The organism is Campylobacter coli (assembly GCA_039516895.1).
GTDB lineage: Bacteria > Campylobacterota > Campylobacteria > Campylobacterales > Campylobacteraceae > Campylobacter_D > Campylobacter_D coli_B.
Map to the genome: position 1 here is coordinate 511,973 of CP154437.1, position 21,556 is coordinate 533,528.

The window sequence follows — 21,556 nt, forward strand, 5'->3', positions numbered from 1 at the left end:
TTAACCTTTATAAATAGATTTTTCCTTTAGGAAATTTGATATGCATTGCTTTATCTTGTTGAAAGACAGAAAGTAAAAATGCAAAAACACCAATCCTTCCGCTTAACATCATAATAATAATAATAATTTTGCTTGGATTGCTAAATAAAGCACAAAGCGAAAGATCTCCTCCATCTCCTACTGAAATTCCTACTGTTGCAAATGCTGATGAGGTTTCAAAAAGCAGATGAATAAAATTAAATTCTGATTCTAGCAAAGAAAGGAAAATAACCGCTATAACTATATAAACAGCCGAACCCACTGCTATAATAAATGCTCTTGAAATAATCTCTTGTGGAATTTCGTGGTTGAAAATTCTTACTCTTCCATTGCGAATGCTCCAGTAAGCATAAAACAAAAGCACTACAACAGTTGTGATTTTCATTCCGCCTGCCGTCCCACCCGGTGCTCCTCCAATCACCATAAACAAAGAGCCAAAAAACAAACTCGCATCATGCAAACCACTCATATCGAGTGTATTAAACCCTGCTGTGCGGTAATTGATCGCAATAAAATAAGAACTTAAAATTTTATCAAAAAGAGAAAAGCTACCTATGGATTTTGGATTAGCATATTCTAAAAGAAAAATAATAAGAGTTGAAGAAACAATAAGAAAAAGGGTCGCCATAATAACAACTTTAGTATGCAAGCTTAAATTTTGCAGTCTTTTTCTTTGAAAAAAATACAATTCAACTAAGACAAAATACCCAAGCCCACCAATGATAATAAGAGAAGTAAAGATAAGATTAATAGCTACATCGTGTTTGTAAGCAAGAAGTCCATTTTCAAAAATAGTAAAGCCTGAATTATTAAAAGCGCTGATTGAGTGAAAAAATCCAAACCATAAGGCCTTGCCAAAATTCATTTCAAGTGCAAAACGCATAGTAAGAAGTATGGTGCCTATAAGTTCTATTGTGAAAATAAATAGTAAAACTTTTTTAAAGAATTTAAAAAGTCCCTCCATTGAAGGATAAAATAAAGATTCTTTAAGCAAATTTCTACCATTAAAACCTACTTTTTTGCGTATGATTAAGTAAACAAAAAGCCCTATACTCATATAACCTAAGCCACCAATTTGAACTAAAATTAAAATAATAATTTGTCCTGCCAAGGTAAAATCAACTGCTGTATTTTTAACAATAAGTCCAGTCATACTAACGGCTGAAGTACTAGTAAAAAAAGCATCGATAAAACTAATAGGACTTGTATGAGCCCAGCTTGAATGCAAAAGAATAGCACCAAGTAAAGCAATCACAATATATCCTGCTAGCAAAATTTTAAAAGTTCGTCTGTCTAAGCCAAATTGTTTCAAAAAATCCTCTTTGGTTGTTTGATTTTAAATCGACTATTCTATCGGATTAAAACTTTAAGGCAAATAAAATTTTATTTTTATATTTAAACTTAAATTAAAGAAAAAAAGTATAATTACACTTTATTTTTTAAAGATGATTTGGTTGGATAGCTCAGTCGGTAGAGCAGCAGACTGAAAATCTGCGTGTCGGCAGTTCGATTCTGCCTCTAACCACCATCATTTTATTTTTTATTAAAAATGACTTTAATTTCTTCCTAAGTTATTCATTTAAATTTTATCTAAAAATTTATCTCATATTATATCTTAACATGTTAGCTATAATTTATTTTTTATTATTTTATAATGCGACTTTTTTGATTAAAAAATACATTCTAAAAAATTAAAATAAATAATTTTTGTATATTTAGGATTTAAAGTTGTAGATAGATTTTGGTTGCGAAGGGGAGATTTGAACTCCCGACCTTCGGGTTATGAGCCCGACGAGCTAACCACTGCTCTACTTCGCGACAACTGAATTTGTGTTTGAAGTTTGATTTGTGGATGGGGTAAAGGGATTCGAACCCCTGAATGACAGGACCAAAACCTGTTGCCTTACCGCTTGGCGATACCCCAATGATTTAATTTTCAAAAAGTAAAAACGAGATTATAATCAATTTTAATTTATTTGTCAAGCAAATAAAGTTATAATTTTAAAAAAAATAATATTTAAGGATTATTAATGAAGTTTGTAAGCATTGAACAAGCGATTAAGGATTTACAAGAAGGAAAAATGCTTGTAATGGTAGATGCAGAAGATAGAGAAAATGAAGGAGATTTGATTTTTCCAGCTCAATTTAGCACTAAAGAAAAGGTAAATTTTATGATAAAAGAAGCTAGAGGAGTTGTATGTGTAGCACTCGCAGAAGAGCTTGCAAGAAAATTTGAACTTCCTTTAATGGTACCCAAAAATACTTCAAATCATGAAACAGCTTTTACGATCACAGTGGATGCAAAAGATGCAACCACAGGTGTGAGTGCCTATGAAAGAGATATGACGATAAAAATTTTTGCAGATGATAATGCAAAAGCAAGTGATTTTGTATGCCCTGGACATATAAATCCTTTGATAGCTAAAAAAGGTGGTGTTTTAGAACGCACAGGTCACACAGAAGGAACGGTTGATCTTTGTCAATTAGCAGGGCTTAAACAAGCTTGTGTGATTTGTGAGATTGTTAAAGATGATGGAGATATGGCAAGAAGAAGTGATTTGGAGGAATTTTGCGCCAAGCATAATCTAAATATGATAGCCGTTTCTGATATTATAGAATATCGTTTAAAGAATGAAAGCCTTATTAAATTACAAGAAAAAAGTGATGCTATTTTAGCAGGTTTTAAAGCGCAAAAATTTATTTTTACAGATCATAATAATGCTCAACATATAGCATTTGCATTCAAAGAAATTCAAAAATGTGAAAATGTTAAATTTCATATTAGTGGAAGTGATTTTGAGCTTTTAACTTCTGATAAATTTTCTAAATTATTAGATCAAATTTGTTTTTTAAGTGAAAATGGAGGAGTGATAGTTTTTATGCAGGGTGAAAAATCAAGCGCAACTCAATTTAAAAATTATGGCATAGGTGCGCAAATTCTAAGGTATTTTGGTATAGAAGAGATTAAGCTTATGTCGCAAAGTTGCGATAAGGATTATATAGGCTTAAAAGGTTTTGGATTAAATCTTAAAATTTGTAATTTTAACTAAAATAAAAGGATATACAATGACTTTAAAAGAACAGATATTAAATGATATTAAAGAAGCAATGAAGCAAAAAGATGATTTTAAACGCGATACTTTAAGAACGCTAAATGCTGCGTTTAAACAGGTTGAAGTAGATGAAAGAATAGAATTAGATGATGAAAGAATTTTAAAAATTATCACAAGTGAGATTAAAAAGCGCAAAGATGCTATAGAGCTTTATTCCAAAGGTGGAAGAGAAGATTTGGCGCAAAAAGAACAAAAAGAAATAGCACTTTTTGAAAGTTATTTACCTCAACAATTAAGCGATGAGGAATTACAAACAGCCTTAAAAGAGTTGATTGCAAATTTAGGGGTTAGTTCTTTAAAAGATCAAGGTTTGGTAATGAAGGAAGCAAAGGCTAAATTTGGAGCCAGAGTGGATGGAAAAAGATTAAATGTAACACTTAGAGAGCTTTTAAATTAAAATTTTCAAACTTTTTTATATTTTATCTAAATAAAAGATTGAATTATTGTTATAATTTGATTTTCAAAGGAGGCCTTATGAGAAAAATAAGCGGTTCGGCAATGATTTGCGAAGCTTTAAAAGAAGAGAATGTTAAGATAGTTTTTGGTTATCCTGGTGGAGCAGCCTTAAATATTTATGATGAAATTTATTTACAAAAGTATTTTAAGCATATTTTGGTGCGTCATGAGCAAGCTGCTGTGCATGCAGCTGATGCTTATGCGAGAATGAGCGGTGAAGTGGGTGTAGCTGTTGTTACAAGTGGTCCTGGTTTTACCAATACTATCACAGGACTTGCGACAGCTTATAGTGATTCTATACCTTTGGTTTTGATTTCAGGTCAAGTTGCAAATTCATTAATAGGCACTGATGCTTTTCAAGAGATTGATGCTGTAGGAATTTCTCGTCCCTGTGTAAAACATAATTATTTAGTTACTTGTATAGAAGAATTTCCAAGAATACTAAAAGAAGCTTTTTACATAGCAAAAAGTGGAAGAAAAGGTCCTGTGCACATTGATGTACCAAAAGATGTAAGCGCAGCACTTGGCATTTGGGATTATCCAAAAGAAATTTCAATGAAAACTTATAAGCCTATTTATAAAGGAAATTCAAAACAAATTAAGAAATTGGCTGAAAATTTAGAAGAAGCCAAGCGTCCTCTTTTTTATCTTGGGGGTGGATGTATAGCGTCAAATGCGGCTGATGAGATCAGGGAGCTTGTTAAGATTACTCAAATTCCAGCCGTTGAAACCCTAATGGCTCTTGGAACCTTAAGAAGCGATGATGAGCTAAATCTTAAAATGGCAGGAATGCATGGAAGCTATACGGCTAATATGGCTTTAAGTGAATGTGATTTATTAGTAGCAATAGGCGCGCGTTTTGATGATAGGATTACAGGTAAAACAAGTGAATTTGCTAAGCATTCTAAAATAGTGCATATTGATATAGATCCAAGTTCTATTTCTAAGATTATCAATGCACATTTCCCTATAGTTGGAGATATCAAAGAAGTTGTTAAAGAGCTTTTGGAAGAATTGAAAAAAAATCAATTTAAGTCAAATATCCATGAGTGGAGACAAACTCTTAAACGCTACGATGAGCTTTATCCTTTAGCTTATGAAGATAGCGATGAGGTTTTAAAACCTCAATGGGTAATACAAGAGTGTGCAAAACTTGCTCCAGATGCAAGGATAATTACTGATGTGGGACAGCATCAAATGTGGGTTGCGCAATTTTATCCTTTTAATTATCCAAGACAGCTTGCAACCAGTGGTGGGCAAGGAACAATGGGATATTCTTTACCTGCTGCTTTGGGCGCAAAGCTTGCAGTAGGAGAAGAAGTTGTTATAAATTTTGTGGGTGATGGTTCTGTTTTAATGAATATTCAAGAATTAATGACAGCTTATGAAAATGGTATTAAAACCATAAATATTATTTTAAACAATTCATTCTTAGGAATGGTTCGCCAGTGGCAAAGTATGTTTTATGAAGAGCATTTTTCGGCTACAGATTTAAGTTTGCAAGCAGATTTTATAAAAATAGCTGAAGGTTTTGGATGTGAAGGATATAATATAAAAACAAAAGATGAATTTCACACAGCATTTAAGCAAGCTTTAGAGTCCAATAAAACAAGCTTGCTTAATGTATTTATAGATCGTTTTGAAGATGTACTTCCTATGGTGCCAGCGGGCGGAGCTATTTATAATATGATTTTACCAAAATTAAAGGATAAGCAATGAGACGTGTTTTATCGGTTATAGTTTTAAATGAACATGGTGTGCTTTCTCGTATTGTAGGACTTTTTTCAGGTAGGGGATATAATATCGATAGCTTAACCGTCGCTCCTTTGCCAGGTGGAGAATTTTCTCGTATCAATATAGTAACTTTTGGAGATGAGCGTGTTTTTGAGCAAATAGTAAAGCAGTTGCATAAACTCATACCTACTTATAAAGTAATAGAAAGAGATGAATTTATAGAAAAAGAAATGGCACTTGTAAAAATTCCACTCAGTGAAAATTTAGGTGGACTTGATGCCGTTTTGAAAGCTTATAATGGTACTATTGCAAATAGTAATGAAAATTTTCTTTTCTTACTTGTAGCTGATGATACAAACCGCATAGAAAATTTTCTAAAAACAATTAAAAAATACAATCCTAGCGATATTGTTCGTAGTGGATCGGTTTTAATGGAGCTTAAATGAGATTAAAAGAAATAGCGGAATTTTTAAGTTTAGAATACGAAGGCGAAGATATTGAAATAACGGCTTTAAATTCTTTATTAAGAGCAAATTTTACCGAGCTTACTTATTGTGATGGCGAAAGAAATATCAAAGATATACCCAACACAGGAGCAGCAGCGATTTTGGTCGCTAAAGAATATGAAAATTTAGTGCCTAAAGATACAAAGGCTCTTATTACCCAAAGTCCGCATTTGTGCTTTGCTTTTTTGAGTAAAATTTTTGCTAAGCCTTTATTTAGCAATGCAAAAGAAAAAGTTCAAAATATAGCAAAAAGTGCAAAAATCATGCCAAATGTTTATATAGGCAATAATGTCAATATAGGCGAAAATGTTGTTATTATGGCAGGAGCTTATATAGGAGATAATGTCAGCATAGGCGAAGAGAGTATTATCCATCCTAATGTGGTGATTTATAATGATAGCAAAATTGGCAAAAAATGCCATCTGCTTGCAAATTGCGTAATAGGAAGTGATGGGTTTGGTTATGCACACAATAAAAATGGAGAGCATTATAAAATCTATCACAATGGTAATGTTATTTTAGAAGATTTTGTTGAAATAGGAGCTTGCACAACAATAGATAGAGCAGTGTTTGATAGCACTATCATCAAAGCAGGAACAAAAGTAGATAATCTTGTCCAAATAGGGCATAATTGTGATATAGGGCAAAATTGTATCATCGTTGCACAAACTGGAATTTCAGGCTCAAGTGAGCTTGGACGCAATGTGGTTATGGGTGGACAAAGTGCAACGAGTGGACATCTAAGAATAGGGGATTTTAGTACCATTGCAGCTCGTGGTGGTGTGAGTAAAAATCTTGAAGGCGGTAGAGTTTATGGAGGTTTTCCTATAATGCTTCAAAAAGATTGGCTTAAACTTCAAGCAAAAATTGCTATGAAATTTAAAGAATAAATTTATAAAATAAGCATAGCATCGCCATAAGAGTAAAAACGATATTTTTCTTTTATGGCAATATCATAAAGTTTAAGGCAATTTTGCCTTCCTATAAATGCTGAAACTAACATAATTAGAGTTGATTTTGGTAGATGAAAATTAGTTAAAAGATAGTCTTGTCTTAGGGGCGGGTTGTGAGGATGTAAAAAAAGATCACAAAAGCCTTGGCTTTGTTTAGTTCTTGCGTAGTATTCTATAGTCCTTGTTACTGTAGTGCCTATACCTAAAATCTTTTTTTGAGAATCAATCACTTCACATGCTTTTTTAGGAATATCAAAAAATTCACTGTGCATTTTATGATTTTCTAAATTTTCACATTCTACACTTTTAAAAGTGCCTGCGCCAACGTGCAAAGTCAAATGATAAATTTCATGCCTCTTTTTTAAATTCTCAAGCATATTTTCGCTAAAATGTAAACTAGCCGTAGGAGCCGCTACTGCTCCTAAATTTTTAGCAAAAATACTTTGATAATCTTCTAAATCACTTTTTTCATCACTTCTTTTGATGTAAGGAGGTAAGGGTACATGTCCTATTGTATCAAGGAGTTTATAAAGTTTGAAAGTATTTAAAATTTCATTATTTTGAAAAAATTGCACCTTGCGTAAGCCATCATCTAAAAGTTCTACAACTTGAGCTTTTAAATTTTGTTCAAAAGATAAAATTTCATCTTTTTTAACGCGCCCTTTAATTTGTGCTAAAAAAAGTGAATCTTGCGAACCTAAACAGGGTTGATGTAGAAAAAGTTCTATTTTTCCACCGCTTGATTTATTCCCATAAATTCTTGCTTTAATGACTTTAGTATCATTAAAAAAGAGGGTGCAATCGGGTAAGAAATCTTGTAAATTTTTAAAAGTAGTATGAGAAATTTGATTATTTTTTCGCTCAAAAACTAAGAGTTTGGCATCTTCTTTAGGATGCACAGGATAAGTAGCTATAAGTTCGTTGGGTAAGGTATAATCATAGCTTGAAAGAAGTAAATCTTTCATTTATCGCTTTCTTCTTTTTCTTCATCTTTTGGAGCAGGATTTACCTTTTGAACGATTAAAATAGAAAGTCCATAAAGTCCGCAAAGTGGTCCAGCCATTAAAAATTGAGATAAAACATCAGGTGGAGTCATAAAGGCTGAAAATACAAAGATAGCTAAAACAGCTATGCGAAAATGGCGCTTTAAGAAACTATCATCAATAAGTCCAATTTTGGCAAAGAAGAAAGCTATAACAGGCATTTCAAAAGCCAAGCCAAAAGCAACAACTACTTTTGTAAAAAAGTCCACATAAGTTCCTATGGTGATTACAGGATTAAAATCTTCACTTAAACCAAAATTGATTAAAAATTTAAAAGCTAAAGGCACTACAATAAAATAGCAAAAACAAGCTCCTAGAGCAAACATAATGCTTGCAAAGCTTACAAAAGGCACCACAAGGCGTTTTTCATTATCATAAAGGCCTGGGGCTACGAATTTCCAAAATTGCCAAAAAATAACAGGCAAAGAAAAAATAAAAGCAGCAAAAAAGCTTACCTTCATAGCTGTAAATAAAGCCTCTTGAACTTCGATAACATTGACATGTTTAGCCACTTCAGGCAAAGCCTGAATAAGAGGTGCTTTTAACACATCTAAGATATAGCTACGAAAAGCAAAACATACTATAAACATTACAATCACACAAGCAACGCTAATAAAAAGACGCTTTCTAAGTTCTATTAAATGGGGTCTTAATTCTTCAAACATTTATTTTTCTACTTTTTCTTGATTTTCAAATGGATTGAGTTTGGGTTTTTGATTTTCATTTGGATTTTGTTCGTTTGGGTTAGGGGTGGAATTTTCTCTGCTATCAAAAGTCAAATCCACTTTAGTTTTATCCAAAATATCTCTTTTTAAATCATCAAATTCTTCAAAACTAAGTTTTTTACGGATGTTTTCATTTGCACTTGAAAATTCATCTTTGTATTTTTTAGCTTCTTCCTTTAAATCATTGATACGAATTTCTTTTTCTATGCTTGATTTTGCATCATCGATATTGCGTTTTAAAGCCTTTAAAATTTTTGCTATTTGCACTATGGCTTCAGGAAGTTTATCAGGCCCTAAAACTAAAATTGCTACTATTAAAATTACAATAATTTCACCAAAACTCATAAACAATACTCTTAAAATATTTGAAATTTTATAAAAGAAATATTTTACTTAAAAAAGTTGAATTTAAGATGAGAGATATAAGGCAAGCTCATCGCTAATTAAAAAGTTAAGATTATAGTAACGCCCTTTCTCAAATTTAAGCTTTTTTTCTCTTACAAGTAAATTGGCTTTTTCTTTTTGAATTTCGCTTAATTTGCATTCTTCAATACCCACTATACTTCTTAGTCCTAAAAATAGATGTTCTAAATTTAAATCTTCTTGACTTAGTTTTTCAACATCCCTAAAGACAGGATTTTGAAGATAAGCTTTTAAATTTTTAGCCGTATAAAAACGCTCATTTTTATAACAACTCACCGCGCTCAAACCACAGCCTAGATAATCCAAACCTTTCCAGTAGGCTAAATTGTGTTTGCAAATTTGGGCTTTATTTTTGGCAAAATTACTGATTTCGTATTGTAAAAATCCAAGCTTTTGAAGTTCTTGGATAAAAAATTTCATCAAATAGGGTGCATTTTTTTTAAAATGATCCTTTTTTGCAAAAGCACTCAGTGGCTCTATGGTAAGATTGTAAGCGCTTAGATGAGTGATTAAATTTTTAATTTGTTTTAATTGTTCAAGTTCAAATTGAAGCATTTTTTTATCATCTAATTTTGTATCATAAATAAGATCTAAATTAATCTTTTTAAATCCCAGTTTATTCGCATTTTCCAATGCTTTAAAAATCATTTTTTGATCATGAATTCTTCCTAAAAATTCTAGTTTTTTAGGATGAAAGCTTTGCGCTCCAAAAGAGATACGATTAAGGCCTAAATTTTTCATTGTTTTAAGCCAGTCTATATCGGCTGAATTGGGATTAGCCTCGCTTGAAAATTCTATATTTTTACTTAAAAAAGGTTCTATAAGTGTTAAAATCATCTCAAAATTTTTTGCACTAACAGCACTTGGAGTGCCTCCTCCTATAAAGAGGGTTTTAATGCTATTTTTTTTAATATTTAATTTTTGCAAATGAAAGGAAATATCTTTATATAAAGCCTCAAAATATTTGTTTTCATAATCATGTTTTTTTAGACTTGTAAAAGCACAATAATGGCATTTGCTTTCGCAAAAAGGGATATGAATATATAAATGCATAAAAACCTTAAATTTTATAATGTTATTTTCTTATTTTAATGAAATTTTGATTTCATTTAGGTTAAAATTATAAGCTTAAAATTGAAGGAAAAAAGTGGAAAAAGAAAAAAAGTATAGACCCAATGTCGCTGCTATTGTTTTATCAAGTGCTTATCCTTTTGAGTGTAAGCTTTTTATAGCCAAAAGAAGCGATATGGATAATATTTGGCAGTTTCCACAAGGTGGTATCGATGAGGGAGAAGACCCTAAAAGTGCTGTATTAAGAGAGCTTAAGGAAGAGATTGGCACGAATGAAGTGGAAATCATAGCTGAGCATCCTGAATGGTTGAGTTATGACTTTCCAGAAAAGATTGCTAAAAAAATGTATCCTTATGATGGGCAAAGCCAAAAATATTTTTTAGTGCGATTAAAACACGGTGCTAAAATTAATATTAATACAAAACATCCTGAATTTGATGCTTATCAATTTGTCGGAGTAAAACAAGTGTTTGAAACCATAAATCATTTCAAGAGAAATATTTATGTTAAAGTTATTAAATATTTTGAAGAGAAAGGTTATATTTAATGCTTATAGTTCAAAAATATGGCGGAACAAGCGTTGGCACTTTAGAACGCATTGATGCGGTAGCAGAGCGTGTTATAAAAAGTGCAAAAGAGGGACATCAGCTTGTGGTTGTAGTTTCAGCGATGAGTGGAGTTACAAATACTTTAATAGAGCAAGCAGAATACTTTAGCAAAAATCCTAATGGCAAAGATATGGATATGCTTTTAAGTAGTGGAGAGCGCGTAACGAGTGCTTTACTTTCTATTGCGCTCAATGAAAGAGGATATCCTTCTCTTGCTTTTTCAGGGAGAAAAGCAGGAATTGTTACAGATAGCGTTTCTACAAAGGCTAGAATTTCTTATATTGACACTCAAGAAATTACCAAGGCTTTAAATGAAGGAAAAATAGTCGTTGTAGCGGGCTTTCAAGGAGTTGATAAAGAGGGTGATGTTACAACTTTAGGGCGTGGCGGAAGTGATTTGAGTGCGGTTGCTGTTGCAGGAGCTCTTAAGGCGGATTTGTGTGAAATTTATACCGATGTGGATGGAGTTTATACTACAGATCCAAGGATTGAACCAAAGGCAAAAAAACTTGATAAAATTTCTTATGAAGAAATGCTTGAGCTTGCTAGTTTGGGAGCTAAGGTTTTGCAAAATCGCTCGGTTGAACTTGCAAAAAAATTAAATGTAAAATTAGTTACTAGAAGTAGTTTTAATGATAATGAGGGTACAATGATAACAAAAGAAGATGGAATGGAACAAGCTTTAGTTAGTGGTATTGCTTTAGATAAAAATCAAGCAAGAGTAACTTTAAGAAATATAGAAGATAAACCAGGAATCGCGGCTGAAATTTTTTCTGTTTTAGCGGATGAAAATATCAATGTAGATATGATTATACAAAATGTTGGAGTAGATGGAGCTACAAATTTAGGATTTACTGTGCCTCAAAATGAGCTTGATTTGGCAAAAAATGCTATGCAAAAAATTTTAGGCTCTAAAACAACTATAGAAAGTGATAGTGCTGTGGTTAAAGTTTCTATAGTGGGCGTAGGTATGAAATCACATTCAGGTGTAGCAAGCAAAGCCTTTAAAGCTTTAGCAGATGAGGGTATTAATATAGGCATGATTTCTACAAGCGAGATTAAAATTTCAATGATTGTGCATGAAAAATATGGCGAGCTTGCAGTAAGAGCCTTGCATGAGTGTTATGGGCTTGATAAATAAATGAGCGATTTTTTAAGTTTTACGCTTGAAAATATCCGCAATGGCGGAACATTTATGGCTTGGATGGAGTCTCGTCGTTTAGAATGGGCTCCTTTAATGGCCGCAAGATTAAAATACCTTTTAGAGGGGCGAACCTTTGTTTTAATGTGTGATGAACAAAGGGCTTGGTATGAAGAATACTTTTTAGCAAATATAAATTCCAAAACTACTCGCCCCATGCTTCCTTTTGTGTCTTTAAAATCTTTATGTAAAAAAAAGATACAAAATATCGAAGATATAGCCTTGCTTAATGATTTACTTGATATTTCGTTTCCTAATGGCTTTATTTATTTTTATATAGGGAGTGCAAGCGATAAGAAATCATTAATCGCTAAATCACGCGACGATAGTCTTTTATGGCTTTTTGATGAGCAATTGCAAGATAGTTTTTATTTGAATTCCAAAGATAAAGATTTAGATGTCAAGCTCATCACTCTTTATAAACTTTTTGATACGAGTTTGGATGCGATTTTATTTTCCAAAGTGAGTCTTTAGTGTTTGTAAGTAAAATTATCATCACCGATGATTTTGATGGTATTAGGGCTGAACTTTTAAAGCAATTTCATCCCAATTCTTTGCGTTTTATACCTAAAGAAGTTGCAAGTGAGTTTTTAATCGATGATGCTAAAGCGGTTGAAAAGGAAAGCTATATCGCAGAAACAAGTGAAAAAATCATTGTTTTAATGGCAAATTCTTTTAGGATAGAAGCTCAAAATTTTTTACTCAAGCTTCTTGAAGAGCCGCCAAAAAATATTAAATTTCTTATCGTAGTTCCTTCTAAAAATTTACTTTTACCCACCATAAAATCGCGTCTTATTTGTGAAAAACGCAACAAAATAAAGGCTAAAAATACTTTAAATTTAGAACTTAATAAAATGGATTTAAAGACTTTGTTTGAGTTTTTACAAGAAAATGAAAATTTAGATAAAGCAGAATTAATGGAAAAAATTGCACTGATTGCAGAAGAAAGTGTTAAATTTAAAGATTTTAATGCCGATGAGCTTGAATTTTTTTATGAAAGCTATGAGCTTGCAAAGTTAAATTCCAAAAGCTCTTTGATACTGGCTACGCTTTTATTAAATTATTATACAAAGAATGAAAAATGAAATTTTTTAAAATCAATCCAAACACTGATTTTAGCTTGCTTTGCTCTTTTATAAATCCTCATAAAATGGGGCAAAAAATTATGAGTGAAAAAACTCAAATTCATTTTATTTTGATTAAAGATATAACTACTCCTGCGGCAAATATTTTAAAACAAGACGCCTTAAGAGTGGGAGCTGAGCTGATAACACACAAGGAAGTTATCACTGCTAAAATCACACATTCTAATGCGCTTTTAATGGCTACAAAAGAACAAATTCACAAACTTATAAACAAAGAAAAGCTTCAAGATTTTGGACTTAAAAATTTAGCTAGATTTTTAGAAAATGATTTTTCAAAACCAAAGCAAGCAGAGCTTATGGCAGTTATAAATGTCAATGAAGATAGCTTTAATGCTGATTCTAGGGTGAGTTATAAAGATTTTGAAGAAAGATTAAATGAAATTTTAGCTTTAAATCCTGAGTATATTGATATAGGAGCGGTAAGCTCTAGGCCAAAAAGCGTGTATTGTGGCAAGGAAGAAGAGTTTAGAAGACTGAAAAATGTGCTGGATTTAATTTATGATAAAAATTATTATAAAAAAGCCATTTTTAGTTTGGATAGTTTTGATGAATATTGCTTAGAATACGCTTTAAACAAGGGCTTTAAATTTATCAATGATATTAGCAGTTTAAGAAATCTTAATTTAGCTAAACTTGCAAGTAAATACAATGCAAAATACTGCCTTATGCATATGCAAAATGATCCTTTAACCATGCAAGATGATCCAAGATATGATGATTTACTTGATGAAATGAGTAGTTTTTTTAAAGAAAAACTTGAAATTTTAGATGCCTTAGGAGTGAAAGAAAGCATTTTAGATGTGGGAATTGGCTTTGGTAAAAGTGCAGAACATAATATGATTTTAATCAAGCATTTAGAACATTTTTTGCAATTTAAAAAGCCCTTGCTTGTAGGAGCAAGTCGTAAAAGTGTGATCAATGCATATTATGAAAGTGAAGTTAAAGATCGCTTAGCGGGGACTTTGTATTTGCATTTAAAGGCTTTTGAAAATGGCGCAAGTATCATAAGAGTGCATGATTTATATGAGCATAAACAGCTTTTTGCAATGGCAAATGCGATGCAAAGCATAGGAGTTTAAATGACAAAAAAAGAGTACTTAGAAAAAGTTGCCTTGGCTGCTTCTTGGATGAGGGCGTATTATGAAAAGGATGAGCCTTTAGCAAGTGATGCAGAATATGATGCTTTGATTAGAGAATTAAGAGCTTTTGAAGAGCAAAATGAAAATGAAATTTCTCCTGATTCTCCTACGCAAAAAATAGCCCCTACTATACAAAGCGAATTTAAAAAACTTTCTCATTTAAGTCGTATGTGGTCGATGGAAGATGTTTTTGATGAGAGCGAGCTTAGAGCATGGGCAAAGCGTGCAAGATGTGAAGAGAATTTTTTTATAGAGCCTAAATTTGATGGAGCAAGCTTAAATTTGCTTTATGATAATGGTAGACTAATAAGCGGTGCGACAAGAGGAGATGGGGAAATAGGTGAGGATATCACGCTTAATGTGCTTGAAATCGACAATATCCCAAAAACTATAAACTATAAAGAAAAGATAGAAATTCGCGGCGAAGTGGTGATTTTAAAAGATGATTTTGAAAAAATCAATGAAAAAAGAGCCCGTTTAAACCAAAGCTTATTTGCAAATCCACGCAATGCCGCAAGTGGGAGTTTAAGACAACTTGACACAAGTATCACAAGAGAAAGAAATTTGAAATTTTATCCTTGGGGGGTAGGGCAAAACTCACTTGAATTTAGCAAACACAGCGAGATTATGAGTTTTATAAGAGAGCTTGGCTTTTTAAAAGATGACTTTGTAAAGCTTTGTGCAAATTTAGATGAGGTTTTAAAAGCTTATAACGAGCTTTTAAGCCTAAGAGATAAAAAGCCTATGATGATGGATGGAATGGTGGTAAGAGTAGATGACCTTGCACTTTGTAAAGAGCTAGGCCATACTGTGAAATTTCCAAAATTTATGGCAGCTTTTAAATTTCCAGCCTTAGAAAAAACTACGCGTTTAATAGGGGTAAATTTGCAGGTTGGAAGAAGCGGGGTAATCACTCCTGTGGCGGTTTTAGAGCCTGTAAATTTAGATGGAGTTATCGTAAAATCTGCCACACTTCATAATTTTGATGAAATTGCAAGACTTGATGCAAAGATCAATGATTTTGTAAGCGTGATAAGAAGTGGTGATGTGATACCAAAAATCACTAAAGTTTTTAAAGAGCGTAGAGATGGCTTAGAGCTTGATATAGCTAGACCTCAGTTTTGTCCTACTTGCAAAAGCGAACTTTTAGATGAGGGAACTTTGATCAAATGTCAAAATATTGATTGTGAAGATAGGCTTGTAAATTCTATCATTCATTTTGTTTCTAAAAAATGTTTAAATATCGATGGGCTTGGAGAAAGTATAGTCGAACTTTTATTTAAAGAAAAAAAAATAACCACTCTTGAGAGTATTTTTCATCTCAAATTTAGTGATTTTGAAGGCCTAGAAGGTTTTAAAGAAAAAAAGATCAATAATATTTTAAATGCTATTGAGCAAGCAAGGGATTGTGAGCTTTTTCGTTTTATCACTGCTTTGGGGATCGAGCATATTGGAGAAGTGGCTGCTAAAAAGCTAGCTTTAAGTTTTGGTAAAGAATGGCACAAGCAAAGTTTGGAAGCTTATGCCAATTTAGAAGGCTTTGGTGAGCAAATGGCTCTTTCTTTGTGTGAGTTTTCTCGTGTAAATAGCGCAAGAATTGATGAGTTTTATAAGCTTTTAAATTTAAAAGAGCAAAAAGTACAAATTCAAGAAGATAGTGTTATTTTTGGCAAGACTTTTGTGATCACAGGCACGCTTTCGCGCCCTAGAGATGAGTTTAAAAATCTAATAGAAAGCCTTGGAGGCAAGGTTAGCGGATCGGTTTCTAAAAAGACTGATTATGTACTTTTTGGTCAAGAAGCAGGTTCTAAACTCGATAAGGCTCAAGAGCTGGGTGTAAAATGTATTGATGAGAACGAATTTAATGAGCTTATTGAAAAATAATATTCAGCTATTTGTTTTATTTAGTATTTTTGCATTTTTATTTTTTTGGCAAAAATTTGCTTGGGTTTCGCTTTTTTTAATCCCTATTTTTTTAGCATTTTTTTTGGAATTTTTTTATTTTTTAAGGCTTAGAAAAAATATCATAAAAGAAGCAACGATGATTAAAAATAGTTTGATTTATCGTGTGAGTGCGGGAGATTTTTATATCTATAGCTTGAGTTTTTTTATGGCTTTGTTTGCGCTTGCTTCTTTGTTTTTAAATTTGATCAGTTTTGAAAAACAAGATGGATTTTTTTTGTTTGTGCTCTTGCCTTTATTTTTATTTTTTTTCAAGCAAAAACTTCAGTTGCAGTTTTTAGATAATGCCTATAATGATTTTAGAATAATCATTTTATCAAGTTTGATTTTAGCTTTGTTATATGCGATTTTTAATGGAGTGGTAAATCCTATACAAAGTTTTAATCTTGAAGATTTTAATCAAAGTATTATTCATTATAAAAACTCAAAGTTTTTTGTTTTTGATTTAATTTCTCAAATTTTAACACTTATAAATGCTTTAAAAGAGTATTTTTTGTATTCTTTGGGTCTTTTTTGGTTTAGGGTTTTAAATTTTATTTTTGATTTTATTAATTTTTTTATTTTTTGCTCTTTTGTGGCCTATCTTTATAATTTTGCTTTTAAGGCAAAAAAGAAAACTTATGTTTTTGTCTTTTCATTTTTTGTAGCTCTAGCTTCATTTTTTATCGTAGAGGATAAAAACCAAAATCCAAAAGCTTATCAAAAAGAGCTTGTTTTGATGATGAATAATCTTTCTTTTTTAAAAGAGCAAAATTTAAGTATGCTTCAAAATGATAAAGATAGACTAGTTAAAAACTTAAAACAAGTGCAAGAACTTTTGGATAAAAATGCCTTCGAAATAGGAATTTGGTGGTTTTCTAAAGATAAAGAAGAATTGCAAAAATCCTTAAATGAAAGTCTTCAATGAGATATGATATTTTTGTAGCAAAGCGTTTAAATCTTAGCAGAAATAAAGCTTTAGAATTGATAGAAAATGAAGAAATTTTGCTTAACTCCAAGCCTTATAAAGCTTCTTTTGATGTGCAAAATCTGCTTAAAAACAAGATAGCAGATCAAGAAGAACTTTTAAATTCCAAAGAATTAAATTTAGAGCTTTTGGGTGAGCTTTATGTTTCTCGTGCGGCTTTTAAGCTTAAATATTTTTTAGAAAATCATAATATCAATATAGCAAATAAAACCTGCCTTGATATAGGTTCAAGCACAGGCGGTTTTGTGCAAATTTTATTAGAACACAAGGCTTTAAAAGTAAGCGCTTTAGATGTGGGCGATAATCAACTCCATCCTAGTTTACGTGATGATAAAAGGATTGAAGTTATTGAAAATACGGATTTAAGAACTTTTAAAAGCGAACAAAAATTTGATTTTATCACTTGTGATGTCAGTTTTATTTCTTTAACTCATTTGCTTTCGTATATTGATAATTTAGCTTTAAAAGATATAGTTTTACTTTTTAAACCCCAATTTGAAGTTGGTAAGCAAGCAAAAAGAGATAAAAAAGGTGTTTTAAAAGATGAAAAGGCTGTGTTTAAAGCTATGAGAGAATTTGAAAATGCTTGTGCGCGTTTAGGTTGGATCTTGCAATGTTGTGAAGAGTCTAAAATCAAAGGAAAAGAGGGCAATGTTGAATATTTTTACTACTACACTAAAAAATAATATTAAAACCTTAGCCATAGGATGTTTTGATGGAGTTCATTTAGGGCATAAAAAACTTATAGAATGCTTAGATGATTCGGGGGCTCTTTTGATTATCGATAAATTTAAGAGTAAAAAACTTTGCACCAATCAAGACAAAGCATTCCTAGCTCAAAAAGAGATTATAGAACTTGATTTTGAAAGCATCAAGGCTTTAGATGGTAAGGATTTTTTACAAGCTTTAAAAGAAGAATTTGTAAATTTGGAGCGTATAGTTGTAGGTTTTGATTTTTCTTTTGGAAAAAATAGAAGCTATAAAGCAAAAGATATAGAAGCACTTAGTGGGATTAAAACAACGATTATAGATGAATTTAGATTAGGTGGAGTGGGTGTTCATGCAAGCTTGATTAAAGAGTATTTGACACAGGGTGATATCAAAAAGGCAAATTCTTTCTTGGGGCGAAATTATGCAATCAAAGGCAAGCTTATAAAAGGTCAAGGACTTGGCTCAAAAGAACTTTTTGCAACTTTAAATTTAGAATGCGAGGAATATTTTTTACCTAAAAATGGAGTTTATGCTAGCATTGTGAGTTTTCGAGATAAATGCTATAAGAGCGTCAGTTTTGTAGGTGTGCGCTCTAGTGATATGCAATTTGCTATAGAAAGTCATATTATAGAAAAATTTGATGAAAGCTTGGCTATAGGGGAAGTTTTAGAGCTTGAATTTGTAGAATTTCTAAGAGAAAATCAAAAATTTAACGACCTTGCCCAACTTAAAGAACAAATTTCAAAAGATATAAATCAAGCTAAAGCGTGTTTAGGATAGAGAATGAAAGATGAACTTTTTAAAGAAAAATTAACCAAACAATTTGAATTTGATAAGAGTGTTGCAAGTGTTTTTGATGATATGATTAACCGCTCTGTGCCTTTTTATAAAGAAAATTTAGAACTTTGTGCAAATTTGATAAAAAAATTGACTAAAGAGAGGGCAAAGGTTTGTGATTTGGGCTGTTCTAGTGCGAATTTTTTAATTTTTTTAGCCAGCTTAAGAAAAGATCTTAAGCTTTTTGGTGTGGATAATGCTCCTTCTATGCTTGAAATCGCCAAATCAAAAGCACAAGCTTATGGCTTAAATATAGAATTTTTTGAAGCGAATTTGTGTGATTTTGTATTTTTTCAAAGTGATGTATTTGTGGCTAATTATACTTTGCAATTTATTCGTCCGCCTAAAAGACAAGAACTTGTTAATGAAATTTATAAGAATTTAAACAAAGGTGGTATTTTCATCATGAGCGAAAAAATTCTTTATGAAGATGCTTTTTTGTCTAAAAATATGATAGAACTTTATGCGGATTATAAAGAAAGACAAGGTTATTCTAAAATCGAAATTGCAGCCAAAAGGGAGGCTTTGGAAAATGTTCTTATCCCTTATAGTGAAAAAGAAAATTTAGATATGCTTAAAAATGCAGGATTTGAAAAAATAGAAAGTGTTTTTAAGTGGGTTAATTTTGAAACCTTTATAGCCTTTAAATAAAAATTATCTTGTTTGTGTATCATGGCCTTCATCCCAATCTTCTTTTGGGATGGCAACGCTATGAGCATTTACACAATCTTGACTGATGATAGATTTCAAGCGACATTCATCACTTCTTTTTTTGGCTTCTTCGGGATGAGCTTTGTAGTATTCTACACTTTTGGTTTGTTCACAAGCTGTAAAAAATAAACCAATAAGGGTAAGTAGTATTGCTTTATTCATAGTATTTTCCTTAAAAAGCATAATTAAACTTTTATCACGCTTCTTTTTATCTTAGCAAATTTTTATAAATACAATTCATTATTTTTCCTCATTATAGGAAAAAATAGGCAAAGACCATTGATATTTGATTGCTAAAAGTCTTGCTGTAACTCCTACAAATAGCGTTACAAGCGTGCAAATTAAAGCATGCAGTTGAAGATAAACCATTAAAGCGTAATAAATCGCCCCTGCTATGATTGCAATTCCTGCATAAATTTCTTTTTGGAAAACTAAAGGAATTCTCATACATAAAATATCTCTTAAAATTCCACCAAAAACACCTGTGATTACTGCTGCAGAGATTGCGATGATAAAGCCATGGTTTTGTTCTATTGCAATTTGTGCACCAAGTATGCTAAAGACTACAAGTCCTATGGCATCAAGTGTTAAAAATAAACTTTCTAATCTACTAACAATGCGTGGAATTTTAGTAGCAACAAGAGCACAAAGGCAAATTAAAACAATGTATTCAGGGTGTTTAACCCAAGTAAGCGGATAATGACCTAAAAGCACATCGCGTATGCTTCCGCCTCCTATGGCAGTTACTAAAGCTATGAAAATTACTCCAAAAAGATCCATTTTATGTCTGCCTGCAGCCAAAGCACCCGTCATGCCCTCTGCTGAAATTCCTATAATATAGAGTATAGTTATAGTTAAAGCACTAATTTCCATTGATAGCCCTTAGAATTTATTGCAAGAAATTTTATAATCATTGATTTCTTCACTCTGGATATCGTTATTTGGCACCTCATAACATTCTTTAAATCGAGGAGTTTTGATGATCTTAATATAAGAACTCGGTATAGCGATACCATTTTTAATGAATTTAGGATTTTTACCATAAAGTATTAGATTTAGCACTTCAACACTTTGAAATTTAAAAGCAAGACTTCTTTCTCTTTGTTCGATTTCATTCCAAACCGTTGCGTTGATTTGTGCATTTTGTGGAGTGATATTACTCATTAAAAAAACTGATGTTTGTGCTGCTTTACTAAAACGAAAAGAGGCATTTGAAGCTATGTGTCCTCGGGTATAGCCACTATTTTTATAATCGCTCCAAGTGCTACGGTATTTTTTAGGGATATTTGTATCATCTTCAAAGCGAGCTCGTTTTTTGATCTGTTTTTCTTTCAGATTAGACGCTTCTACCTTATAAGCTACGGCTTTGGTGCCTTTGAGTTTATAATCATAACAATTGATATAAAAAAATTTATCCAAAACAACGGAGCAATTTAGAGGATTAAAATAAGATGCAAAATCTTTATCGGGTTTATAGGCTTCTAAAGCAAAAACATGAAGTGTAAATGCTAGTAAAAAGATAATAAATTTCATTCAAGCTCCTTGTCTTTACTTTTGCAAAGATGGTTTAGAAAACATTCTTTGCATAGGGGTTTTTTAGCCTTGCAAACATAGCGCCCAAAAAGCACCATAGCTTGATGGAGATAGTTAAGATTATCTTTAAATATGCGTGTTAAATCCTCTTCGGTAGCTTCGGGAGTTTTGGCCTTACTAAGTCCTAAGCGATGAGAAACGCGAAAAACATGAGTGTCTACTGCCATGCAGTTTGCACCGCACCATTCAATCAAAACCACATGGGCTGTTTTTTGCCCTACTCCAGCTAAGGATTTTAATTTTTCTTCCTCTAATGGAATTTGGGCATTGAAATTTTCACAGACTGATTGAGCCATTTTGATGAGATTTTGAGCTTTGTTATTGTAAAAAGAACAGCTTTGTATATAGGTTTTAAGGCTCGATAAATTTGCATTTGCAAGACTTGTGATATCAGGATAAGCTTTAAAAAGCTCAGGGGTGATAAGATTAACCCTTTTATCAGTGCATTGCGCAGAAAGCATCACACAGACTAAAAGTTCATAAAGATTTGAAAACTTTAATTCTGTGGTGGGCTTGTCAAAATGTTTTAAAAAAAGTTCTTTGATTTCTGAATTTCTTTTCATTTTTTTATTTTAATTAATTAGCTTTAAACCAAGTTGAGATATAATTGATTTTAATC

General features: G+C 31.8%; 24 protein-coding genes and 3 tRNA genes. 16 read left to right on the forward strand and 11 right to left on the reverse strand.

The window, feature by feature from the left end; genetic code table 11:
* Positions 1-7: 7 nt before the first annotated feature.
* Complete coding sequence (locus AAID94_02455) at positions 8-1,351, reverse strand: TrkH family potassium uptake protein (GenBank protein XAK24401.1); 1,344 nt, start codon at positions 1,349-1,351, stop codon at positions 8-10.
* A gap of 140 nt (positions 1,352-1,491) precedes the next feature.
* On the opposite strand from AAID94_02455, the gene AAID94_02460 reads away from it, so the two are divergent.
* Positions 1,492-1,567, forward strand: a tRNA-Phe gene (locus AAID94_02460).
* 214 nt (positions 1,568-1,781) lie between these two features.
* On the opposite strand, the gene AAID94_02465 is transcribed toward AAID94_02460, so the two are convergent.
* Together AAID94_02465 and AAID94_02470 are read right to left on the reverse strand one after the other, a co-directional pair.
* Positions 1,782-1,857: transfer RNA gene (locus AAID94_02465), tRNA-Met, on the reverse strand.
* Between the two features lie 31 nt (positions 1,858-1,888).
* Positions 1,889-1,963: transfer RNA gene (locus tag AAID94_02470), tRNA-Gln, on the reverse strand.
* A 106-nt stretch (positions 1,964-2,069) separates the two neighbouring features.
* Here AAID94_02470 and AAID94_02475 point away from each other — a divergent pair.
* The 5 genes from AAID94_02475 to lpxD all read left to right on the forward strand — a co-directional run bounded on the left by AAID94_02475 (position 2,070) and on the right by lpxD (position 6,738).
* Positions 2,070-3,089, forward strand: coding sequence for a bifunctional 3,4-dihydroxy-2-butanone 4-phosphate synthase/GTP cyclohydrolase II (locus AAID94_02475; protein XAK24402.1), 1,020 nt, complete (start codon positions 2,070-2,072; stop codon positions 3,087-3,089).
* Between the two features lie 16 nt (positions 3,090-3,105).
* Positions 3,106-3,549 carry a GatB/YqeY domain-containing protein gene (locus tag AAID94_02480; protein ID XAK24403.1) on the forward strand — a complete coding sequence of 148 codons (444 nt, stop codon included), beginning with the start codon at positions 3,106-3,108 and terminating at the stop codon, positions 3,547-3,549.
* A gap of 77 nt (positions 3,550-3,626) precedes the next feature.
* Entirely contained in the window at positions 3,627-5,327 is a 1,701-nt protein-coding gene (locus AAID94_02485) for an acetolactate synthase large subunit (GenBank protein ID XAK24404.1), read from the forward strand.
* Positions 5,324-5,788 (forward strand): acetolactate synthase small subunit, encoded by a 465-nt coding sequence (ilvN, locus tag AAID94_02490; GenBank protein ID XAK24405.1) that lies wholly within the window; start codon positions 5,324-5,326, stop codon positions 5,786-5,788. The genes AAID94_02485 and ilvN overlap by 4 nt, the downstream gene beginning before the upstream one ends.
* Positions 5,785-6,738: a UDP-3-O-(3-hydroxymyristoyl)glucosamine N-acyltransferase gene (lpxD, locus tag AAID94_02495; protein ID XAK24406.1), complete on the forward strand. Its 954-nt coding sequence runs from the start codon at positions 5,785-5,787 to the stop codon at positions 6,736-6,738. Before ilvN ends, lpxD begins: the two co-directional genes overlap by 4 nt.
* A gap of 2 nt (positions 6,739-6,740) precedes the next feature.
* On the opposite strand, the gene queA is transcribed toward lpxD, so the two are convergent.
* The 4 genes from queA to hemW form a co-directional block, all read right to left on the reverse strand.
* Positions 6,741-7,766: a tRNA preQ1(34) S-adenosylmethionine ribosyltransferase-isomerase QueA gene (gene queA, locus AAID94_02500; protein ID XAK24407.1), complete on the reverse strand. Its 1,026-nt coding sequence runs from the start codon at positions 7,764-7,766 to the stop codon at positions 6,741-6,743.
* Positions 7,763-8,509, reverse strand: a complete 747-nt coding sequence (gene tatC / locus AAID94_02505) for a twin-arginine translocase subunit TatC (GenBank protein XAK24408.1) — start codon at positions 8,507-8,509, stop codon at positions 7,763-7,765. The genes queA and tatC overlap by 4 nt, the downstream gene beginning before the upstream one ends.
* Positions 8,510-8,914, reverse strand: coding sequence for a Sec-independent protein translocase protein TatB (gene tatB, locus AAID94_02510; protein ID XAK24409.1), 405 nt, complete (start codon positions 8,912-8,914; stop codon positions 8,510-8,512).
* A gap of 63 nt (positions 8,915-8,977) precedes the next feature.
* Positions 8,978-10,045, reverse strand: coding sequence for a radical SAM family heme chaperone HemW (gene hemW / locus AAID94_02515; protein XAK24410.1), 1,068 nt, complete (start codon positions 10,043-10,045; stop codon positions 8,978-8,980).
* A gap of 94 nt (positions 10,046-10,139) precedes the next feature.
* Here hemW and AAID94_02520 point away from each other — a divergent pair, with 94 nt between their 5' ends.
* The 10 genes from AAID94_02520 to cmoA are packed head-to-tail and all read left to right on the forward strand — an operon-like array spanning position 10,140 to position 19,284.
* Positions 10,140-10,610 carry an RNA pyrophosphohydrolase gene (locus tag AAID94_02520; protein XAK24411.1) on the forward strand — a complete coding sequence of 157 codons (471 nt, stop codon included), beginning with the start codon at positions 10,140-10,142 and terminating at the stop codon, positions 10,608-10,610.
* A complete protein-coding gene (locus AAID94_02525) occupies positions 10,610-11,812 on the forward strand; it encodes an aspartate kinase (protein XAK24412.1) in 1,203 nt (400 codons plus the stop codon). The genes AAID94_02520 and AAID94_02525 overlap by 1 nt, the downstream gene beginning before the upstream one ends.
* A complete protein-coding gene (locus tag AAID94_02530) occupies positions 11,813-12,346 on the forward strand; it encodes a HobA family DNA replication regulator (protein ID XAK24413.1) in 534 nt (177 codons plus the stop codon).
* The gene (locus tag AAID94_02535; GenBank protein ID XAK24414.1) at positions 12,346-12,957 is read left to right on the forward strand and encodes a DNA polymerase III subunit delta'; all 612 of its coding nucleotides are present in this window, start codon (positions 12,346-12,348) and stop codon (positions 12,955-12,957) included. The genes AAID94_02530 and AAID94_02535 overlap by 1 nt, the downstream gene beginning before the upstream one ends.
* Positions 12,954-14,096 carry a dihydropteroate synthase gene (gene folP, locus AAID94_02540; protein ID XAK24415.1) on the forward strand — a complete coding sequence of 381 codons (1,143 nt, stop codon included), beginning with the start codon at positions 12,954-12,956 and terminating at the stop codon, positions 14,094-14,096. Before AAID94_02535 ends, folP begins: the two co-directional genes overlap by 4 nt.
* Entirely contained in the window at positions 14,097-16,040 is a 1,944-nt protein-coding gene (ligA, locus tag AAID94_02545; GenBank protein ID XAK24416.1) for an NAD-dependent DNA ligase LigA, read from the forward strand. It begins immediately after the preceding gene.
* Entirely contained in the window at positions 16,021-17,025 is a 1,005-nt protein-coding gene (locus tag AAID94_02550; protein ID XAK24765.1) for a hypothetical protein, read from the forward strand. The genes ligA and AAID94_02550 overlap by 20 nt, the downstream gene beginning before the upstream one ends.
* Positions 17,022-17,771 (forward strand): TlyA family RNA methyltransferase, encoded by a 750-nt coding sequence (locus AAID94_02555; protein ID XAK24417.1) that lies wholly within the window; start codon positions 17,022-17,024, stop codon positions 17,769-17,771. The genes AAID94_02550 and AAID94_02555 overlap by 4 nt, the downstream gene beginning before the upstream one ends.
* The gene (locus AAID94_02560; protein XAK24766.1) at positions 17,740-18,576 is read left to right on the forward strand and encodes a bifunctional riboflavin kinase/FAD synthetase; all 837 of its coding nucleotides are present in this window, start codon (positions 17,740-17,742) and stop codon (positions 18,574-18,576) included. Before AAID94_02555 ends, AAID94_02560 begins: the two co-directional genes overlap by 32 nt.
* Before the next feature lie 3 nt (positions 18,577-18,579).
* The gene (cmoA, locus tag AAID94_02565) at positions 18,580-19,284 is read left to right on the forward strand and encodes a carboxy-S-adenosyl-L-methionine synthase CmoA (protein XAK24418.1); all 705 of its coding nucleotides are present in this window, start codon (positions 18,580-18,582) and stop codon (positions 19,282-19,284) included.
* A gap of 3 nt (positions 19,285-19,287) precedes the next feature.
* Here the strand turns inward: cmoA and AAID94_02570 are convergent, their stop codons facing one another.
* The 4 genes from AAID94_02570 to nth all read right to left on the reverse strand — a co-directional run bounded on the left by AAID94_02570 (position 19,288) and on the right by nth (position 21,500).
* Positions 19,288-19,506: an EexN family lipoprotein gene (locus tag AAID94_02570; GenBank protein ID XAK24419.1), complete on the reverse strand. Its 219-nt coding sequence runs from the start codon at positions 19,504-19,506 to the stop codon at positions 19,288-19,290.
* Positions 19,507-19,584: 78 nt separating this feature from the next.
* Complete coding sequence (locus AAID94_02575) at positions 19,585-20,217, reverse strand: trimeric intracellular cation channel family protein (protein XAK24420.1); 633 nt, start codon at positions 20,215-20,217, stop codon at positions 19,585-19,587.
* A 9-nt stretch (positions 20,218-20,226) separates the two neighbouring features.
* A complete protein-coding gene (locus tag AAID94_02580; GenBank protein XAK24421.1) occupies positions 20,227-20,877 on the reverse strand; it encodes a DNA/RNA non-specific endonuclease in 651 nt (216 codons plus the stop codon).
* Positions 20,874-21,500, reverse strand: a complete 627-nt coding sequence (gene nth, locus AAID94_02585) for an endonuclease III (GenBank protein XAK24422.1) — start codon at positions 21,498-21,500, stop codon at positions 20,874-20,876. Before nth ends, AAID94_02580 begins: the two co-directional genes overlap by 4 nt.
* Positions 21,501-21,556: the final 56 nt, after the last annotated feature.